The 16,961-nt window shown below is 73.7% G+C and carries 8 protein-coding genes; 6 read left to right on the top strand and 2 right to left on the bottom strand.

Annotated features, from left to right (window positions below):
• Positions 1 to 18: 18 nt before the first annotated feature.
• The gene (locus tag ACGFI7_RS40985; protein WP_393415002.1) at positions 19 to 1,524 is read right to left on the bottom strand and encodes an AMP-binding protein; all 1,506 of its coding nucleotides are present in this window, start codon (positions 1,522 to 1,524) and stop codon (positions 19 to 21) included.
• Between the two features lie 116 nt (positions 1,525 to 1,640).
• Here ACGFI7_RS40985 and ACGFI7_RS40980 point away from each other — a divergent pair, with 116 nt between their 5' ends.
• Complete coding sequence (locus tag ACGFI7_RS40980; RefSeq protein WP_393415000.1) at positions 1,641 to 1,886, top strand: acyl carrier protein; 246 nt, start codon at positions 1,641 to 1,643, stop codon at positions 1,884 to 1,886.
• A gap of 20 nt (positions 1,887 to 1,906) precedes the next feature.
• Here the strand turns inward: ACGFI7_RS40980 and ACGFI7_RS40975 are convergent, their stop codons facing one another.
• Positions 1,907 to 2,854, bottom strand: coding sequence for an ACP S-malonyltransferase (locus ACGFI7_RS40975; RefSeq protein WP_393414997.1), 948 nt, complete (start codon positions 2,852 to 2,854; stop codon positions 1,907 to 1,909).
• A gap of 182 nt (positions 2,855 to 3,036) precedes the next feature.
• Between ACGFI7_RS40975 and ACGFI7_RS40970 the strand changes: the two genes are divergently transcribed.
• From ACGFI7_RS40970 to ACGFI7_RS40950, 5 genes are all read left to right on the top strand, one after another.
• Positions 3,037 to 4,626, top strand: a complete 1,590-nt coding sequence (locus tag ACGFI7_RS40970) for an AMP-binding protein (RefSeq protein WP_393414994.1) — start codon at positions 3,037 to 3,039, stop codon at positions 4,624 to 4,626.
• A gap of 78 nt (positions 4,627 to 4,704) precedes the next feature.
• Positions 4,705 to 5,292 carry an FcoT family thioesterase gene (locus ACGFI7_RS40965; protein ID WP_393414991.1) on the top strand — a complete coding sequence of 196 codons (588 nt, stop codon included), beginning with the start codon at positions 4,705 to 4,707 and terminating at the stop codon, positions 5,290 to 5,292.
• Positions 5,289 to 7,454 carry a type I polyketide synthase gene (locus ACGFI7_RS40960; protein WP_393414988.1) on the top strand — a complete coding sequence of 722 codons (2,166 nt, stop codon included), beginning with the start codon at positions 5,289 to 5,291 and terminating at the stop codon, positions 7,452 to 7,454. Before ACGFI7_RS40965 ends, ACGFI7_RS40960 begins: the two co-directional genes overlap by 4 nt.
• Positions 7,451 to 8,563 carry a glycine oxidase ThiO gene (gene thiO / locus ACGFI7_RS40955; RefSeq protein WP_393414986.1) on the top strand — a complete coding sequence of 371 codons (1,113 nt, stop codon included), beginning with the start codon at positions 7,451 to 7,453 and terminating at the stop codon, positions 8,561 to 8,563. Before ACGFI7_RS40960 ends, thiO begins: the two co-directional genes overlap by 4 nt.
• 203 nt (positions 8,564 to 8,766) lie before the next feature.
• The coding region (locus ACGFI7_RS40950; RefSeq protein ID WP_393414983.1) for an SDR family NAD(P)-dependent oxidoreductase at positions 8,767 to 16,961 on the top strand (8,195 nt) is incomplete at its 3' end.

Genomic DNA, 16,961 nt, shown 5'->3' with positions numbered 1-16,961 from the left:
GCGCGGGGCCCCGGGGGGTCAACCGGCGGCGGCCACCCGCGCCAGCCGGCCGCGGTCGATCTTGCGGTTCCCGTTCAGCGGCATCGCGTCCACCCGCCGGTACGCCTTCGGCAGCATGCCCGCGGGCAGGACGGCCCGCAGTTCGCGAGCCAGCGCCGCGGCGGTGAGCGACGGGTCGCCGGTGTAGAAGACCACGAGCTCCAGTCCCCGGGCCGTCTCCCTGGTGACGGTCACCGCCTCTTCCACCCCCTCGCAGGCCCGTACGGCGTGGTCGATCTCGGCGAGCTCCACCCGCCAGCCCTGGATCTGCACCTGCGCGTCCAGGCGTCCCAGGTAGGCCAGGTCGCCACTGGGCAGGAGGCGCACCCGGTCGCCGGTGCGGTACCAGGTCTTGCCGTGCCGGCGCAGGAAGCGGCCCTCGTCGTCACCGGGGTCCAGGTAGCCGCGGCTCATCTGGGGCCCGGTGATGCACAGCTCCCCCTCCGTCGGGTGCTCCTGGTCGTCGGCGGAGAGCAGCAGCCCGTCGTGGCCGTCGTGGAGCGGGCCGATGGGGACGATCCCGTTGGCGCCGAGGCGCGGCGAGACCTCCGGGTCCCAGCGATGCCGGCTGATCGTGATGGTGAGCTCGGTGGGACCGTACAGGTTCTCCACGTACGAGCCGGGCGCCGCCGCCTGCCAGTCCGCCGCGTCCGAGCACCGCAGCGCCTCCCCGGCGAAGAAGCTCCACCTCAGCCCGGGCATGACGCCCGGCGTCAAGCCGGACATGCGGCGCACCAGCGTGATCGCGCTGGGCGTGGAGAACCACACCGTGATCCCGGACCCGGCGATGAACCCCGGCAGGTCCTGGTACGCCATCGGGGGCACGGCCAGCGCGGTCGCGCCCGCGCCCCAGGCGCAGAACAGCTCGAACATGGCGCAGTCGAAGTTCAGGTCGAGGATCTGGGAGAAGACGTCGTCCGGCGCGAAGTCGTACCGCTCGTCCATGAGCCGGAAGTAGTGGTGGGTGTTGCCGTGGGTGATCGGCACGCCCTTGGGCCGGCCGGTCGAGCCGGAGGTGAACAGCATGTAGGCCACGTCGTCCGCCTTGACCGGGCGGGGCGCGTCGAGCGCCGTCCCCGCGGCCGGTGGCCGGTCGGCGTCGAGCACCGGCAGGTCCAGCCCGGTCTCCGCGAGCGCCGCCCTGCCCCGCTCGTCGGCCACCACGATGGAGACCCCGGCGTCCTCGATCATGCGCCGGGTGCGCGGCGCGGGGAAGTCGGGCCGCAGCGGCACGACCGCCGCGCCGGTGCACAAGGCCGCGAGGATGCCGACGTAGGCGGGCAGGCCGCGTTCGGCGAGCACGCAGACCGCTCCGGGCGGCGACGGCGCCGCGGCGAGCAGGGCGCCCGCCTGGCGCAGGGCGCGCTCGTGGGCTTCTCCGTACGTGAGCACCTCGCTGCCGACGCGCATCGCGGGCCGTCCGGGGCCCAGGGCCAGGCCTCGCAGGAAGCGCCCGTACAACGCCGGTTCCGTCGTCTGGGGCATGGTCGTCTCTCCTCCGCGGTGAGGCTGGATAAGGGTTGTCGGCCGGAAGGGGCGGAGCTACGTTGTCGGCGACCGGGGCGCGGCGGCCCCGGTCCTGCGATCACGAGGGAGCGGCCATGTGGGACGGGCGATTCGAAGGGCTTCTCCGGCAGCATCTGCCCTTCCTGCCGACCGGCGCGGAGATCCCCCCTGATCTCAGCCTGCGCGACTACGGGCTCGACTCGGTCGGCACCGTGGAGCTGCTGGCGATGCTGGAGGACGCCTATCAGGTCCGGTTCGCCGACGACTCGCTGAAGCTGGAGCGCTTCGCGACGCCCGGAGTGCTGTGGGAGACCCTGGACGGCCTGGGCCGCGGCCGCTGAGTGGCGGCCCTGCCGGGCCCTCACACCGGCGCCGGCCTGCGGCGCGGCTGCAGCGCGGTCTTCGGTTTGACCGCCACCACCTCGAAGTTCTTCCGCACGGACGCCACCCGGCCCCACATGGCGTCGGGCCCCGAGACGCAGAAGGTGCGGATGCCCTCCCGGCGCAGCCTGGCGATCACCGCCGGCCAGCGGACCGGCCGCACCACGGCGTCGAGCACCAGCTCCCGGAGCTGGGCGCCGCTGGTCAGCACCGTGCCGTCGTGGTCGGAGACCACCGGGATCACCGGGTCGGCGAAGCGGAGACCGCCGAACAGTTCACGTTCGATGGTCTCGCGCAGGCCGCCGAACCGGCTCGAGTGCATCGGCGGGCGCATGACGGACAGCGGCATCCCGCCTTCGGCCCGCATCCGGTCCTGCAGCCACTCGACCCTGCTCTCGTGGACGGACACGAGGTGGAAGTCGGCGTCGACGAAGCACGCCACCCCGTACCACTCCTCGCTTCCCTTCAGCTCCTCCAGGACGCGCTCCAGGCGATCCTCGGGCAGCCGCGCCACGGAGAGGGTGACGACGTCCCGGTGCTCGCGCGTGAAGTACTCCTCCGTCACCCGCCCCCACGAGGCGGTCAGCGAGACGGCGTCGGCGAAGCCGAGCGCGCCGGAGTGGACGGCGGCGGGGACGCCGCCGAAGCTCGGCCCGGCGACCAGGCGCGGGCTGATGCCGAGCGTCCGCCCCGCCCACCGCGCCAGCGCCAGGCAACTGACCAGGAACGCGACCCTGGCCCCTGCCGAGTAGTCGTCCCCGGCCTCCCGGTGACGTTCCAGCACGGAACAGCCGAGGACCTCGTCCGCCTCGGCCAGCATGCGGCGGGCGACGGGGTCGATCAGCAGGAACCGCGCCGTTTCCGCGAAAGGCGCCGGGCTGATCCCCGGAAAAATGATTGCGGAGTCCTCTCGGGCGTCGGTCTGCATTTCTCGGCGCACTCCTTTCTGTGCCGCTTTCCGACGCCAGTCTGTTTGCGGGGCGGGGCGACCAGAACCCCTAGCGCCCCCTTAACACAGCAGCTCCAGGCTTGTCCCGCCGAATTCCGGCGTGTATACGATGAATTCACGCCTGCTCATATCCCCCTTCGCCCCAGGTCTGGAAGTGCCGGATGGGCAACGAATTCCCGCGCACCGCCCGTGCTGACGGTTTCGCCGACAATCTCCGCTGGTTCCTGCTGGCCCCGGCCCGTACCAGGCCCGATCATCCGGCGGTCGTGGAGCTCGACGCCGACGGCGGGCTGCGCACCGTCACCTACCGCGAGCTGGAGCGGCTCACCGACGCCTACGCCGCGGAGCTCGCCGACCTGGGGCTGGACGTCGGCGACCGGGTGGTGGTCATGTCCACCACGTCCGCGTCCTCCATCGCGATGCTGCTGGCCTGCGCCACGCTCGGCCTGCCGTTCATCCCGGTGAGCCCCGAGATGCCGGAGGCGCGGGTGCGGTCGGTGATCGACGCGGCCCGGCCGGCGCTGTACGTCCACGACCTCCCCGGCCACGACGTCGAGGCGCCGCCGGGGATGGGCGTGGCCGGGTTCGCCGCGGGCGCGCTGACGCCGCGGCGCCCTCCCGCGCCCAGGACCCGGCACCGCCGGGAGGTGCTCGCCACCGACACGGCGTACATCATCTTCACCTCCGGCACGACCGGCCGGCCCAAGGGCGTGGTGATGGACCACCGCGCGAACATCGCGTTCTACCGCGGCACGCTGCACCAAGGGGTGGTCGCCGAGCACGACAGGGTCGGGATCGCCTCGCCGTTCCACTTCGACTTCTGCCTGGGCGGCATCGCGCTCAGCCTCGGGCAGGGCGCGACCGTCGTGCCGATCCCGCGGAGCAGGCTCGGCTGGCCCCGGCTCTTCCTGGCCCTGTTGCGTGACGCGGAGGTGACGCACGTCCAGGGTGTGCCGTCGATCTGGGGGCCGGTGCTCAGGCACGAGCCGGACCGGTTCGCCGGCCTGGACCGGCTGGAGCGCATCCTGTTCTCCGGCGAGGACTTCCCCCTCGCGGATCTGCGCCGGCTGCAGGGCCTGCGGCCGGGCCTCCGGCTCATCAACTGCTACGGCGCGACCGAGTCGATGGCGTGCTCCTTCACCGACGTGCCGGAGCCGATCCCGGAGGACCTCGACCGGCTGTCCATCGGCTTCGCCCACCCGGGCGCCGAGATGCTGCTCATCGGCGCGGATGGCGAGCCGGTCACCGAACCCGGCGCGGTCGGCGAGATCCACCTCGACAGCCCGGCCCTGTTCACCGCCTACTGGGAGGATCCGGAGGCGACCGCCGCCACGTTGGTGCCGCACCCGTTCACCCCCGCGTCCGGACGGCGGGTGCTGCGCACCGGCGACCTGGCCCACCGGGGCCCGGACGGCGAGCTCTACTTCCGGGGCCGTGCCGACTCGCAGGTGCAGATCCGCGGCAACCGGGTCGAACTGGGAGAGCTGGAACGCCGCCTGGCCGAGTTCCCCGGCGTGACCGCCGCCGTCGCGCTGGCCGTGAAGGACGGCGACGCGGCCGAGCTCGCCGGGTGCGTGGTCATGGAGCGCGGGGCGCCGCCGCTCGACGCGATGAAGGTGCGGGCCTTCTGCGCCGCCGTGCTTCCCGGTTACATGGTGCCGCGGGGGCTGCACGTGATCGCGGACGTCCCCACGACGGCGAACGGGAAGATCGACAGGGACACTCTGGCGAAGCGCCTCGGCCTCGTATAGGGGTGGCTCAGGGGTGGGGCGGTCTTTTCCCGCGATGTTACCGTCCCCTCTGGTACGGCCTAGCCCGAGGGAGCCGGCATGACGAAACTGGCGGAGGGGCCCGGAAACGCGCCGGAGGTCGCTCATCCGAACGACCCGGAACTGCTCCACAGAGTCCTGACGCCCTACCGGGCGAAGAACTGCGAATATCTGAAGTCCGCCGCCGTGGTGCTGAACGGGCGACCGGACGAGGGCGGCCGTCTCACCGCCACGTGCGCGTTCGAGATCTCCGAGTCCTGTTATATCGACGACACCGGGCACTTCAATTCGGTCGAGTTCAACATCTGCTACAACCAGATGGCCTACTACCTGGTCGCCAAGTCCATCAAAGAGAAATTGGTGGAGCCGTTCTCGCGGTGGACGATGGAAGACTTCTGGAGCCGGCAACTGGGCGAGATCCTCATCACCGACTTCCGCAGCGCGTTCCGCACGGCCATGCGCGGACGGCGTTTCCAGGGCGAGCTGGACCTGGTCGACATCGGGGAGTGGGAGGGCAACGACATCCGCGACCCCCTCGTGGTGATCCGCACGACCTGCCGCTACTGGGACGAGTTCGGAGGCGACTCGCGGGGCGAGGTCACCGCCGCCATCATCAATCCGCCGCGGCCCGCGGGCGGGTGGCGATGACCGATCCGGCCGCCGACTGGCCGCCGCCGGGCGCCGAACCCGTCGACATCACCGATCTGTACCGCCGTCTCGACGATCGCGGCCTGCGGTACGGGCCGGTGTTCCGCGCGCTGCGCGCCGCCTGGCGCGACGGGGACGACATCCTGGCGGAGGTGGGCCTCAACGCGGACGCGCCGGGAGTGCCCGGTTTTCACCTGCATCCCGCGCTGCTCGACTCCGCGCTGCACGCCGCGCTGCTCCCGCACCTGGACAAGGGCGACAGCACCCCGCTGCCGTTCGCCTGGCGCAACGTCCGCGTCCCGGCGGCGGGCACGCGGATCGCGCGCGTCCGGCTCACCCCGTCCGGCGACGACGCGCTGTCCATCCAGGTGCTCGACGACCGCGGGACGCTGGTGGCGACGATCGGCTCGCTGGCGCTGCGCCCGCTCCCCGACGATCTCGGCGCGGCCCGTCACGCCCGCCTGTTGAGGCTCGCCTGGCACGCCGTCACCACCTCGGAGGAGGCGCAGCCCGCCGGTCAGTGGGCCGTGCTCGGCACCGATCACCTCGGACTCACCGGCGCGTTGAAGGCCGCCGGGCGCGCCACGGAGAGCCACGAGTCCCTGCACGCCTTCGACGCCGAGCTGCGGCGCGGCCGCCGGGTCCCGGACGTCGTCGCCGTCTCCTGCACCCAGCCGGGCGGCGACGAGGCCGACGAGACCACCGGCGCGCGGCGCGCACTCCAGCGGGCGCTCATCCTGGTGCAGGAATGGCTCGCCGACGAGCGGCTGGCGGATTGCCGGCTGGTGCTGGTCACGCAGGGCGCCGTGGCCGCCCGGCCGGGCGAGGAGGTGGCGGATCTGTCCGGGGCGGCGCTGTGGGGGCTGGTCCGCAGCGCCCAGGCCGAACACCCCGGCCGGTTCTTCGTGGTGGACCTGGACGACCCCCAGTCCTCGGGCCGGGCGCTGGTGTCGGCGGTGACGTCGGGCGAGCCGCAGGTGGCGGTGCGGGACTCGGTGCCGCTCCGGCCGCGGCTGGTCCGCTGCCCGCCCGTACCGGCGCGCCGGGGCGGGGCGGGCCGCTGGGATCCGCGCGGCACGATCCTCGTGACCGGAGGCACGGGCGCGCTCGGCCGGGCGGTGGCCCGGCACCTGGTGCGCCGGCACGCCGTCCGGCATCTGGTGCTCCTCAGCCGCAGCGGAGCCGCCGCACCCGGCACCGCCGACCTGATCAGGGAGCTGGCCGCGCTGGGCGCGGACGTCCGGGTGACGGCCTGCGACGCGGCCGACCGGCCGGCGCTGGCGCGGGTGATCGCGGACATCCCGGACGACCGGCCGCTGACCGCGGTCATCCACGCCGCGGGCGTGGTACGGGACGGGACGATCGCCCTGCTCACCCCGCACCGGCTGGAACGCGTCCTCCGTGCCAAGATCGACGCGGCGCTGAACCTGCACGAACTCACCCGCGACCGCGAGTCCTGCGCCTTCGTGCTGTTCTCCTCCGCCGCGGGGGTGCTGGGCGGCTCGGGGCAGGCCAACTACGCCGCGGCGAACGCCTTCCTGGACGGGCTCGCGCACCGGCGCCGGGCCATCGGGCTGCCGGCGGTCTCGCTGGCGTGGGGCCCGTGGGAGGGCGACGGCATGATGGACGCGGTCTCGGCCGCCGACCTGGCCAGGATGAGACGCGCCGGGCTCGCCCCCGTCACCGAGGAACAAGGGCTGGCGCTGCTCGACGCGGCGCGCGGCAGGGACGAGGCGGTCCTGGTTCCGGTGCGCCTCGACGAGGAGGCGCTCCGTACCCACGGTTCCGAACTCCACCCGCTGCTGGCCGACCTCGCGCAGCCGTCGGCGGCACAGCCGGTCGGGGCCGCCGGAGAGCTGCGTGAGCAGCTGCGCCAGGCCCTCGCGGGCGAGGGTGAGGCCGCCGTGGCGGAGTTCGTGCGCGCGCAGGCGGCGATCGTGCTCGGGCACGCCTCGGCCGAGTCCGTGGCGCCGGACCGCGAGTTCGTCGCCGCCGGCTTCGACTCGCTGTCCACGCTGGAGCTGAAGCGGCGGCTGGCGGCGGCGACCGGGCTGCGGCTGCCCGCCACGCTGGCCTTCGACCATCCGACCCCGAGCCGGCTGGCGACTCACCTGCACCAATTGCTGCTGGCCGACCCTGACACGCACGAGGTGGGCGGATGACGGATGTGGTGATCGCGGGGGCCGGGGTCATCGGCCTGGCCACCGCGTGGCAGTCGCTGGTCGCCGGGCTGACCGTGACGATCGTGGATCCCGCGCCCGCGAGCGGGGCCTCGCACGCCTCGGCGGGCATGCTGCCCCCGCTGAACGAACTGCTGGTGAACGACGAGCCGTTGCTGCGCCTGTGCCTGGCCTCCCGGGAACGGTACCGCTCGTTCGTCGCCGAGCTGGAGGAGGACTCCGGCATGAGCGCCGGGTTCCGCGGCGACGGCGTCCTCGACGTCGCCTTCACCGCCGGCGACGTCGCCGCGCTCGACGCGCTGGGACGCTTCGCGCGGTCGCGCGGCATCCGGTGCGAGCCGCTGAGCGGCGAAGGATGCCGTGACCTGGAGCCGTCGCTGGCCCCGTCGGTGGCCGGTGGCCTCCTCGCGCCGGACGACGGGGCGGTGAACCCGAGACAGCTGAACGCCGCGTTGCTGGCGGCGATCCGGCGGCGCGGCGGCGAGGTCCGGCAGGCCGAGGTGACCGAGGTGCTCCTCGGCGGACGGGCCGAAGGGGTGCGCCTGCGCGACGGGGAGACCGTGCGCGGGGACCGGGTCGTGCTGGCGGCCGGCTGCTGGACGCATCGGCTCGGCGGCCTGCCCGCCGGGACCGTACCGGAGGTGCGGCCGGTGAAGGGCCAGATCCTGCGCCTGCACGCGGACCCCCCGCTGCTCGGCAGGGCGACCCGGGCCACGGTGGACGGCTCGGCGGTGTACCTGGTGCCGCGCGGCGACGGCGAACTGGTCGTCGGCGCCACCTACGAGGAGGCCGGCTACGACACGACGACCACCGTGGCGGGGTTGACCGAGCTGCTGGGCAAGGCTCAGCGGGTGCTGCCCGGCTGCGGGCGGCTCGGCTTCGCCGAGTTCGGCACCGGGCTGCGGCCCGGCTCGCCGGACGACCAGCCGATGATCGGCCACACCGCGGTGCCTGGCCTGCTCCTGGCCACGGGTCACTTCCGCATCGGCGTGCAGCTCGCGCCCATCACCGCCGACGCGGTGACCGCGATGCTGGTCACCGGCGACACGCCGGAGCTGGTCAAGCCGTTCTCGCCGCTGCGCTTCCGCTGAACGCCCGGACCCCTATCCCACCTCCGCACATAAGGGGTCGGCGGCGCGGAACACCGGTATGCCGCCGACCTGCCCCGCCCTATCGTGAGGCCGACGGCGGCAAGCGCCAGACCAGGTCTTGGCCTGGCTCTCACGTCTAGAGACGGTTCACGACGAGGGAGACTCCCGGCGCCATGACAATCGATCTTGATCGTGCCTCTCACGTGACCGACGGTCAGGAGCCCGTCGCGATCATCGGGATGTCCTGCCGCTTCCCGCAGGCGCCGGATCTCGGCTCGTTCTGGCGGCTGCTCCGCGACGGCGCGAGCGCGATCGCGGAGGCGCCCGCCCACCGGCCCGCGAGCGACGCCTCCCGCCGGCCGGGCGGCTATCTCGACTCGGTCGACGGCTTCGACGCGGGGTTCTTCGGCATCTCGCCGCGCGAGGCCGCGGCCATGGATCCCCAGCAGCGCCTCGCGCTCGAACTGGCCTGGGAGGCGCTCGAACACGGCGGCCTCGTACCCGGAAGCCTGCGCGGCAGCCGCACCGGCGTCTTCGTCGGCGCGATCGCGAACGACTACGCCAACCTGCTGCGCGGCGCCGGGGCGGTCACCCAGCACACGCTGACCGGGCTGGAGCGGGGCATCATCGCCAACCGCGTCTCGTACGCGCTGGGACTGCGCGGGCCGAGCATGACCGTGGACGCCGCCCAGGCCTCGTCGCTCGTCGCCGTGCATCTCGCGGCCGAGTGCCTGCGCCGGGGCGAGGCGACGGCCGCGCTGGCCGGCGGGGTGCAGCTGAACCTCGATCCGGAGGCCGACACCGCCGTCGAGCGGCTCGGCGCGCTCTCGCCGGACGGGCGCTGCTTCACCTTCGACGCCCGGGCCAACGGCTACGTCCGCGGCGAGGGCGGCGGCCTCGTCGTGCTGAAACTCCTGTCACGGGCCGTCTCCGACGGCGACACCGTGCACGGCGTGATCCTCGGGAGCGCGGTCAACAACGACGGCGTGACGGACAGCCTGACCGTGCCCAGCCCGGACGCGCAGGCCGAGGTGATCCGCCTGGCCTGCGCCGGCGGCGGCGTACGGCCCGGTCAGGTCCAGTACGTGGAGCTGCACGGGACCGGCACCCCGGTCGGCGACCCCGTCGAGGCGGCCGGAGTGGGCCTGGCCCTGGGTGACGGCAGACCGGCGGACGATCCCGTGGCGGTCGGCTCCGTCAAGACCAACATCGGGCACCTGGAGGGCGCGGCCGGCATCGCCGGGCTGCTCAAGGCCGTACTCAGTGTCAGATTCCGCCTGCTGCCCGCGAGCCTGAACTTCACCACCCCGAACCCCCTGATCGACTTCACCGGGCTGCGCATCAGGGTCCAGCGGGAGCCGGGAGCGTGGCCGCGCCCCGACCGTCCGCTGGTCGCGGGCGTGAGCTCCTTCGGCATGGGCGGCACCAACTGTCACGTGGTGCTCGGCGAGCCGCCCCGGGTCCCCGAAGCTCCGGCGACAGCGAGCGTGGAGCCGGTGCTGTGGCCGCTCTCGGGCCGCACGCCCGCCGCCCTGCGCGACCAGGCCCGCCGGCTCGGCGACCACCTGGACGAGCGTCCCGAGGCGGACCCGGCGGGCATCGGCTGGTCGCTCGCCACCACGCGGACCGCGTTCGGGCATCGGGCGGTCGCCCTCGGCCCCGGCCGCGAAACGCTGCTGGCGTCCCTTCGCGCCCTCGTCGAGGACGAGAGCGCCCCGGGGCTGATCCAGGGAACCGCCGACGACCCCGGCGCGACCGTGCTGGTCTTCTCCGGGCAGGGATCGCAGTGGCCGGGGATGGCGCTCGACCTCCTCGGTTCCAGCCCGGTCTTCCGCACGGCGCTGGAGGAATGCTGCGACGCCCTGGGCCGGTACGTCGACTGGTCTCCGATCGACGTCCTGCGCGGCACGCCGGGGGCGCCCGGCATGGACCGCGACGACGTGATCCAGCCGGTCCTGTTCGCGGTCTCGGTCTCCCTGGCCCGCCTGTGGCAGTCCCTGGGCGTCACGCCGGACGCGGTCGTCGGCCACTCCCAGGGGGAGATCGCCGCCGCGCACGTCGCGGGCGGCCTGTCGCTGGACGACGCGGCCCGCGTCATCGCGCTGCGCAGCCGCGCCCTGACCACGCTCTCCGGAACGGGCGCCATGGCGTCGATCGCGTTGCCGGCCGACGAGCTCGAGGAGCACCTCAGGACGTGGCAGGGCAGGCTGGTCGTCGCCGGGGTCAACAGCCCCGCGACCACCGTGGTCTCCGGCACTCTGGAGGCGGTGGCCGCCCTGGTCGACTGGTGCGGAGCCCGCGACATCCGCGCCCGGCGCATCACCGTCGACTACGCCTCGCACTCGCCCCTGGTCGAGGCCATCGAGGAGCGCCTGCTGCGAGAGCTCTCCCCGATCACGCCGCGTTCCTGCGGCATCGCCTTCTACTCGACCGTCACCGGCGGCCGCGTCGACACCGCGACCCTCGACGCCCGCTACTGGTACGCGAACCTGCGCGAGCCCGTGCGCTTCGAGAAGACGGTCCGCGCCCTGGTCGCCGCGGGTCATCGGACGTTCGTCGAGAGCAGCGCCCACCCGGTGCTCACGCTGCCGATCCAGGAGACGCTGGACGACCTCGCCGCCTCCGGCGTCGTCGTGGGCACCCTCCGCAGGGCCGTACCCGGGATGGAGCAGGTTCTCAAGGCGGTCGCGGAACTGCACGTGAGCGGCGTGCCGATCGCGTGGAGCGGGGTGTTCCCCGCCACCGCCCGCACCCTGGAGACCCTTCCGACCTACGCGTTCCAGCGCCGGCGCCACTGGCTCAGGGCGGCGGCCCCGACCGGCGGGCCGGCGACCGAGCCGGCGGTCCAGGAGGAGCCCGATCCGGCGGCCGACCAGGAGGCTCCGTCGTGGCGACGGCGGCTGCTGTCTCTCGGCGAGGCGGAACGCCGCCGCGCCGTCTCCGACCTCGTCCGTACCCACGCCGCCGGCGTGCTGGGACACGCGAGCCCCGACGCCGTGGATCCGCGGCTCACCTTCCGCGACCTCGGCTTCGACTCCCCCGCCGCGGTCGAACTCCGCAACAGGCTGGCCCGGGCGACCGGCATGCGGCTGCCCACCACGATCATCTACAACCATCCGACCCCCGCCGCGCTGGCCGGTTACCTGGAATCCGCGATCATCGCCGACGCCGGCGAGACGGCACCGGTTCCCGGCGCCGTCCCCGGCGAGGATCCCGTCGCGATCGTCGGGATGGCCTGCCGCTTCCCCGGCGGTGTCAGCACCCCCGAGCAGCTGTGGGACCTGGTCGCGGCCGGGCGCGACGCCGTGGGCGACTTCCCGGCCACCCGCGGATGGGACGTGGACGCGCTCTACGACCCGGAACCCGGCGTCGCGGGCAAGACCTACGTCCGCTCCGGCGGGTTCGTCGAGGGCGCCGAGCTGTTCGACCCGGAGTTCTTCGGGATCGGCCCCCGCGAGGCGACCGCGATGGACCCCCAGCAGCGGCTGCTGCTGGAAACCGCGTGGGAGGCCTTCGAACGGGCCGGGATCGACCCCGCCGGCCTGCGCGGCAGCCGGACGGGCGTGTTCGTCGGCGCGATGTCCCAGGAGTACGGCCCCCGCCTGCACGAGGCGCCGGACGAGCTGGCGGGATACGTGCTGACCGGCACCACGGCCAGCGTCAACTCCGGCCGGCTGGCCTACACGTTCGGGCTCGAAGGCCCGACGATCACGGTCGACACCGCGTGCTCGTCCTCGCTGGTGGCGCTGCACCTCGCGACGCGGGCGCTGCGCCAGGGCGACTGCGAGATGGCCCTGGCCGGCGGCGTCACCGTCATGTCCACGCCCGGCCTGTTCGTGGAGTTCAGTCAGCAGCGCGGGCTGGCGGCCGACGGCCGGTGCAAGGCGTTCTCCGCCGGGGCCGACGGCACCGGATGGTCGGAGGGCGCGGGGCTGCTGGTGCTCCAGCGGCTGTCCGACGCGCTGGCGGCAGGGCATCAGGTGCTGGCCGTCATCCGTGGCACGGCCATCAACCAGGACGGGGCCAGCAACGGGCTGATGGCGCCCAACGGGCTCGCGCAGGAACGCGTCATCCAGGCGGCGCTGGCGGACGCCGGAATCGGGGCGACCGACGTGGACGCGGTCGAGGCGCACGGCACGGGCACGGCGCTGGGCGACCCGATCGAGGCGGAGACGCTGCTGGCGACCTACGGGCGCGACCGGCCGGAGGACCGCCCGCTGTGGCTGGGGTCGCTGAAGTCCGGCATCGGGCACGCCCAGGCCGCCGCCGGGGTGGGCGGCGTCATCAAGATGGCGCTGGCCATGCGGCACGAGGTGCTGCCGCGTACGCTGCACGTCACCGAGCCGACACCGCACGTCGACTGGCGGGGCGGCACCGTACGACTGCTCACCGAGGAGGTGGCGTGGCCCGCCGGGGAGCGGCCGCGCAGGGCGGGCGTGTCGTCGTTCGGCATCTCCGGCACCAACGCCCATCTCATCCTCGAAGAGCCGCCTCCGGCCGAGCCCGGCCCGGCCCTCCAGGAGGAGCTGCCGACCGTGTGGCCCTTGTCGGCGAAGTCGGAGACGGCGCTGCGCGAGCAGGCCCGGCGCCTGGCCGGCCATCTGACCGACCACCCCGAGATCACCACCGCGCAGACGCACCACACGCTGGCGCGGCGAGCCACCTTCGGCCACCGCGCCGCCGTCGTCGGCGCGACCCGCGCCGACCTGCTGGCCGGGCTCGACGCGCTCGCGGGCGGCGGGTCCGATCCGTCCGTCCGGCACGGCGCCGCCCGCCGTGGCAAGCTCGCCCTGCTGTTCACCGGCCAGGGCGCCCAGTACCCGGGCATGGGCAAGGAGCTGTACGAGGCCCTCCCCGGTTTCGCGGCGGCCTTCGACGCGATCGTGGACGACCTCGACGTGCATCTGGACCGTCCGCTGCGCGAGGTCATGTGGGGCGAGGACGCGGAGTCGCTGAGCCGGACCCGTTACGCGCAGCCCGCGCTGTTCGCCCTGGAAACCGCCCTGTACGCCTACCTCACCTCTCTCGGCGTGAAGGCCGACTATCTGGCAGGCCATTCACTGGGCGAGCTGGTCGCCGCCCACGTCTCGGGCGTGCTGTCGTCGGCCGACGCGGCGGCCCTGGTCGCGGCGCGCGGCCGGCTGATGGGCGCGCTGCCCGAGGGCGGCGCGATGGTCGCCGTGCAGGCCACCGAGGCGGAGATGAGGCCGCACCTCGGCGACGAGGTCGCCCTCGCGGCCGTGAACGCATCGGACTCCGTGGTGATCTCCGGCTCCGAACGTGCCGTCGCCCGCGTCGCCGAGCACTTCACCGGACTCGGCCGCAGGACGCGCAGGCTGACGGTCAGCCACGCCTTCCACTCCTCCCTGATGGATCCGGCGCTGGACGACCTGCGCGCCGTCGCGGAAGGGCTGAGGTTCGACCGGCCGCACATTCCCGTGATCTCCAACGTGACCGGACGCACGGCCGACGACCTCGGCTCCCCCGGCTACTGGGTGCGGCATGCCCGGCAACCCGTCCGCTTCGCGGAGACGCTGCGCACCCTTCGGTCGTACGGTGTCACCACGTACCTGGAGGTCGGCCCGGACGCCGTCCTGAGCGTGCTCGCGCGTCAAGCGGACGGGGACGCGACCGCGACCGCGACCATGCGCGCCGGGCGGCCGGAGACGACGGCGCTGCTCACCGCCCTCGCGGACGTGCACACCACGAGCGCGGACAACCCCGTCCGGTGGCGTGATCTCCACCCGCGGGGCGCCACGCCCGCGGTTCTGCCCACCTATCCGTTCCAGCGAAGCCGCTACTGGTTCGAGAAGAGCGCCCAGGCCCGGCCCGTCGAGGGCGCGCACCCCCTGCTCACGACCTGCGTCGAGCTGGTGGACGGCCGCGGTCTCGTCCTCACCGGGCGCCTGGCCCTCGACACCCACCCGTGGCTGGCCGACCACGTCGTCGCCGACGACGTGGTGATCCCCGGCACCGTCCACGTCGAGCTGGTCCGGTACGCGGGAGAACGCGCAGGCTGCGCACGCGTCGAGGAACTGACCCTGCACAGCCCGCTGCGCCTGTCCGCCGACGCGGCCGTCGAGGTCCAGGTCACCGTGGGCGTCCTGGACGAGGCGGGACGACGGACGGTCCACGTGCACGCCCGCGGTGACGCCGAGTGGGTCCTGCACGCCTCCGGCACCCTCGCCGTCAGCGGGGATGAGATCCGCCCGTTGCTCGATCCGTCCGAAGAGGCGGAACCGATCGACCTGGACGGCGCGTACGAGTGGCTGGCGGCGGCGGGGTTCGCCTACGGCCCCTGCTTCAGGGGGCTGCGCGGGCTGTGGCGGGACGGGGACGATCTCGTCGCCGACGTGGTCCTCCCCGAGGGCTTGGACAGCCGCGGCTTCGGCCTGCACCCCGCGCTTCTCGACGCAGTCCTGCACCCCCTCCTGATCACCGGCGACGGCCTGCTCCGCCTGCCGTTCTCCTGGTCCGACGTGTGGGTGACCGCGTCGCCTGCGACGTCACTGCGGGTCCGGATCACGCTCGGCGGGGCCGGCGGGGTCGCCGTGGTGGCGGCCGACGCCGTCACGGGCGAGGTCGTGGCCCGCATCGGCGCGCTGGCCATGCTGCCCGCCGAACGGTCGGGCGGCTCCCTGCACGAGGTGCGCTGGGCTCCGGTCGAGCAGGAAGCCGAGGCGTCCGGGAGATGCGCGGTCCTGGGTGGCGAGACTGCCGGGCTCGCGGGTGACCGCTATCCGGATCTGGCGGCGCTGGGGCGCGCGGTAGCCGCCGGTCGCCCCGCCCCTGACCATGTCGTTGCCGTCCTCACTCCCGGCTCCGACCTCGCCGATGTTCCCGGGCATGCTCACCGGCGCACCGCCGACGCGCTCGCCCTGCTCCAGCGGTTCCTCGCCCACGATCTCCCCGCCGCCACCCGGCTGGTCGTGATCACCCATGGCGCGGTCGCCGCCGAACCGGGTGATGACATCGACCTGACCGGGTCAGCCGTCTGGGGGCTTGTCCGCTCCGCGCAAACCGAGCATCCCGGCCGGTTCGCCGTCATCGACATCGATCAGCACCCGGCCTCCCTGCAAGCGCTTCAGGGCGCCGTCCACAGCCGGTGGCCGCAGACCGCCGTCCGCGCCGGTCGCCTGCTCGTCCCCCGGCTCACTCCCGGCACCCCGGCCAGCGTGCCACCGCCGGACTTCGACCACCGCACCGTGCTGATCACCGGCGGGACCGGAGCGCTCGGCGGTCTCGTCGCCCGGCACCTGGCCGATCGCTTCCCCGCCAGCCACCTGCTGCTCGTCAGCAGGCAAGGCCCGGATACGCCCGGCGCCGATGAACTCCACCAGCAGCTCACCGCGGCCGGGGCCCGCGTGACCATCACGGCCTGCGACACCGCCGACTCCGACGCCCTCGCCGGCCTGCTGGCTGCCGTCCCGGACAGTCACCCGCTGACGGCCGTCATCCACGCCGCCGGTGTCCTGCACGACGCCACGCTGGCCGCCCTGACCCCTGAGCGGCTCGCCGATACCTTGCGCCCCAAGGTCGACGCGGCCTGGCAGCTGCACCAGCACACCCGTCACCTGCCCCTGACCGCCTTCGTCCTGTTCTCTTCCATCGCCGGTCTCATCGGTACTCCCGGCCAGGCAAATTACGCTGCTGCCAACGCCTTCCTGGACGCCCTGGCCCACCATCGCCACACTCAGGGGCTGCCCGCCACCAGCCTGGCCTGGGGGCCGTGGGACCACACCGGCATGGCCGCCGCCCTCGCGCCGAACCGCTGGCAACGCACCGGACTGCACCCGCTGCCTCCCGACACCGCCCTCGGTCTCCTCGACACCGCCCTGGCCCATCCCGACGCTCTGCTGGCGCCCGTTCACCTGAACCACAAGCTCCTGCGCCAACAACCCAGCGCACCGGCCATCCTCACCGGGAAGCCCCGCGGCGTCCTTCCCGGCAAGCCCACCGGTGTCGTCACCGGCGATCTTCCCCGTCAGCTTGCCGACGCCGGCCCGGCGCAGCGGCTCGACATCACCCTCGACCTGGTCCGACGCACCACCGCCACCGTCCTCGGCCACACCGACAGCCAGCAGATCAACCCCCACACCGCCTTCCGCGAACTCGGCTTCGACTCCCTGGCCGCCGTCGAACTCCGCAACCAACTAGCCACCACCACCGGCCTGCCCCTCCCGGCCACCCTCACCTTCGACCACCCCACCCCCAACGCCGTGGCCGCCCTCCTCACCACCCAACTGGTCCCCGTGAGCACACCGGCCACCACAACCGCCGCCACCCCGTCTCGCCGACGCATCGACGACGACCCTGTCGTGATCGTCGCCATGGCCTGCCGCTACCCCGGCGACGTCACCTCACCCGACGACCTCTGGCAACTCCTCACCCACCAACG

This window comes from Nonomuraea sp. NPDC048826 (genome assembly GCF_043198225.1).
Taxonomy (GTDB): Bacteria; Actinomycetota; Actinomycetes; order Streptosporangiales; family Streptosporangiaceae; genus Nonomuraea.
Note: the sequence above shows the minus strand (reverse complement) of the source record. Positions and strands in the feature narration are given on the sequence as shown.

Bases quoted from the DNA above. Each gene is read 5' to 3' on its own strand.
- ACGFI7_RS40970 (WP_393414994.1), top strand. From the start codon at position 3,037: ATGGGCAACGAATTCCCGCGCACCGCCCGTGCTGACGGTTTCGCCGAC.
- ACGFI7_RS40985 (WP_393415002.1), bottom strand. From the start codon at position 1,524: ATGCCCCAGACGACGGAACCGGCGTTGTACGGGCGCTTCCTGCGAGGC.
- thiO (WP_393414986.1), top strand. From the start codon at position 7,451: ATGACGGATGTGGTGATCGCGGGGGCCGGGGTCATCGGCCTGGCCACC.
- ACGFI7_RS40980 (WP_393415000.1), top strand. From the start codon at position 1,641: ATGTGGGACGGGCGATTCGAAGGGCTTCTCCGGCAGCATCTGCCCTTC.
- ACGFI7_RS40960 (WP_393414988.1), top strand. From the start codon at position 5,289: ATGACCGATCCGGCCGCCGACTGGCCGCCGCCGGGCGCCGAACCCGTC.
- ACGFI7_RS40965 (WP_393414991.1), top strand. From the start codon at position 4,705: ATGACGAAACTGGCGGAGGGGCCCGGAAACGCGCCGGAGGTCGCTCAT.
- ACGFI7_RS40975 (WP_393414997.1), bottom strand. From the start codon at position 2,854: ATGCAGACCGACGCCCGAGAGGACTCCGCAATCATTTTTCCGGGGATC.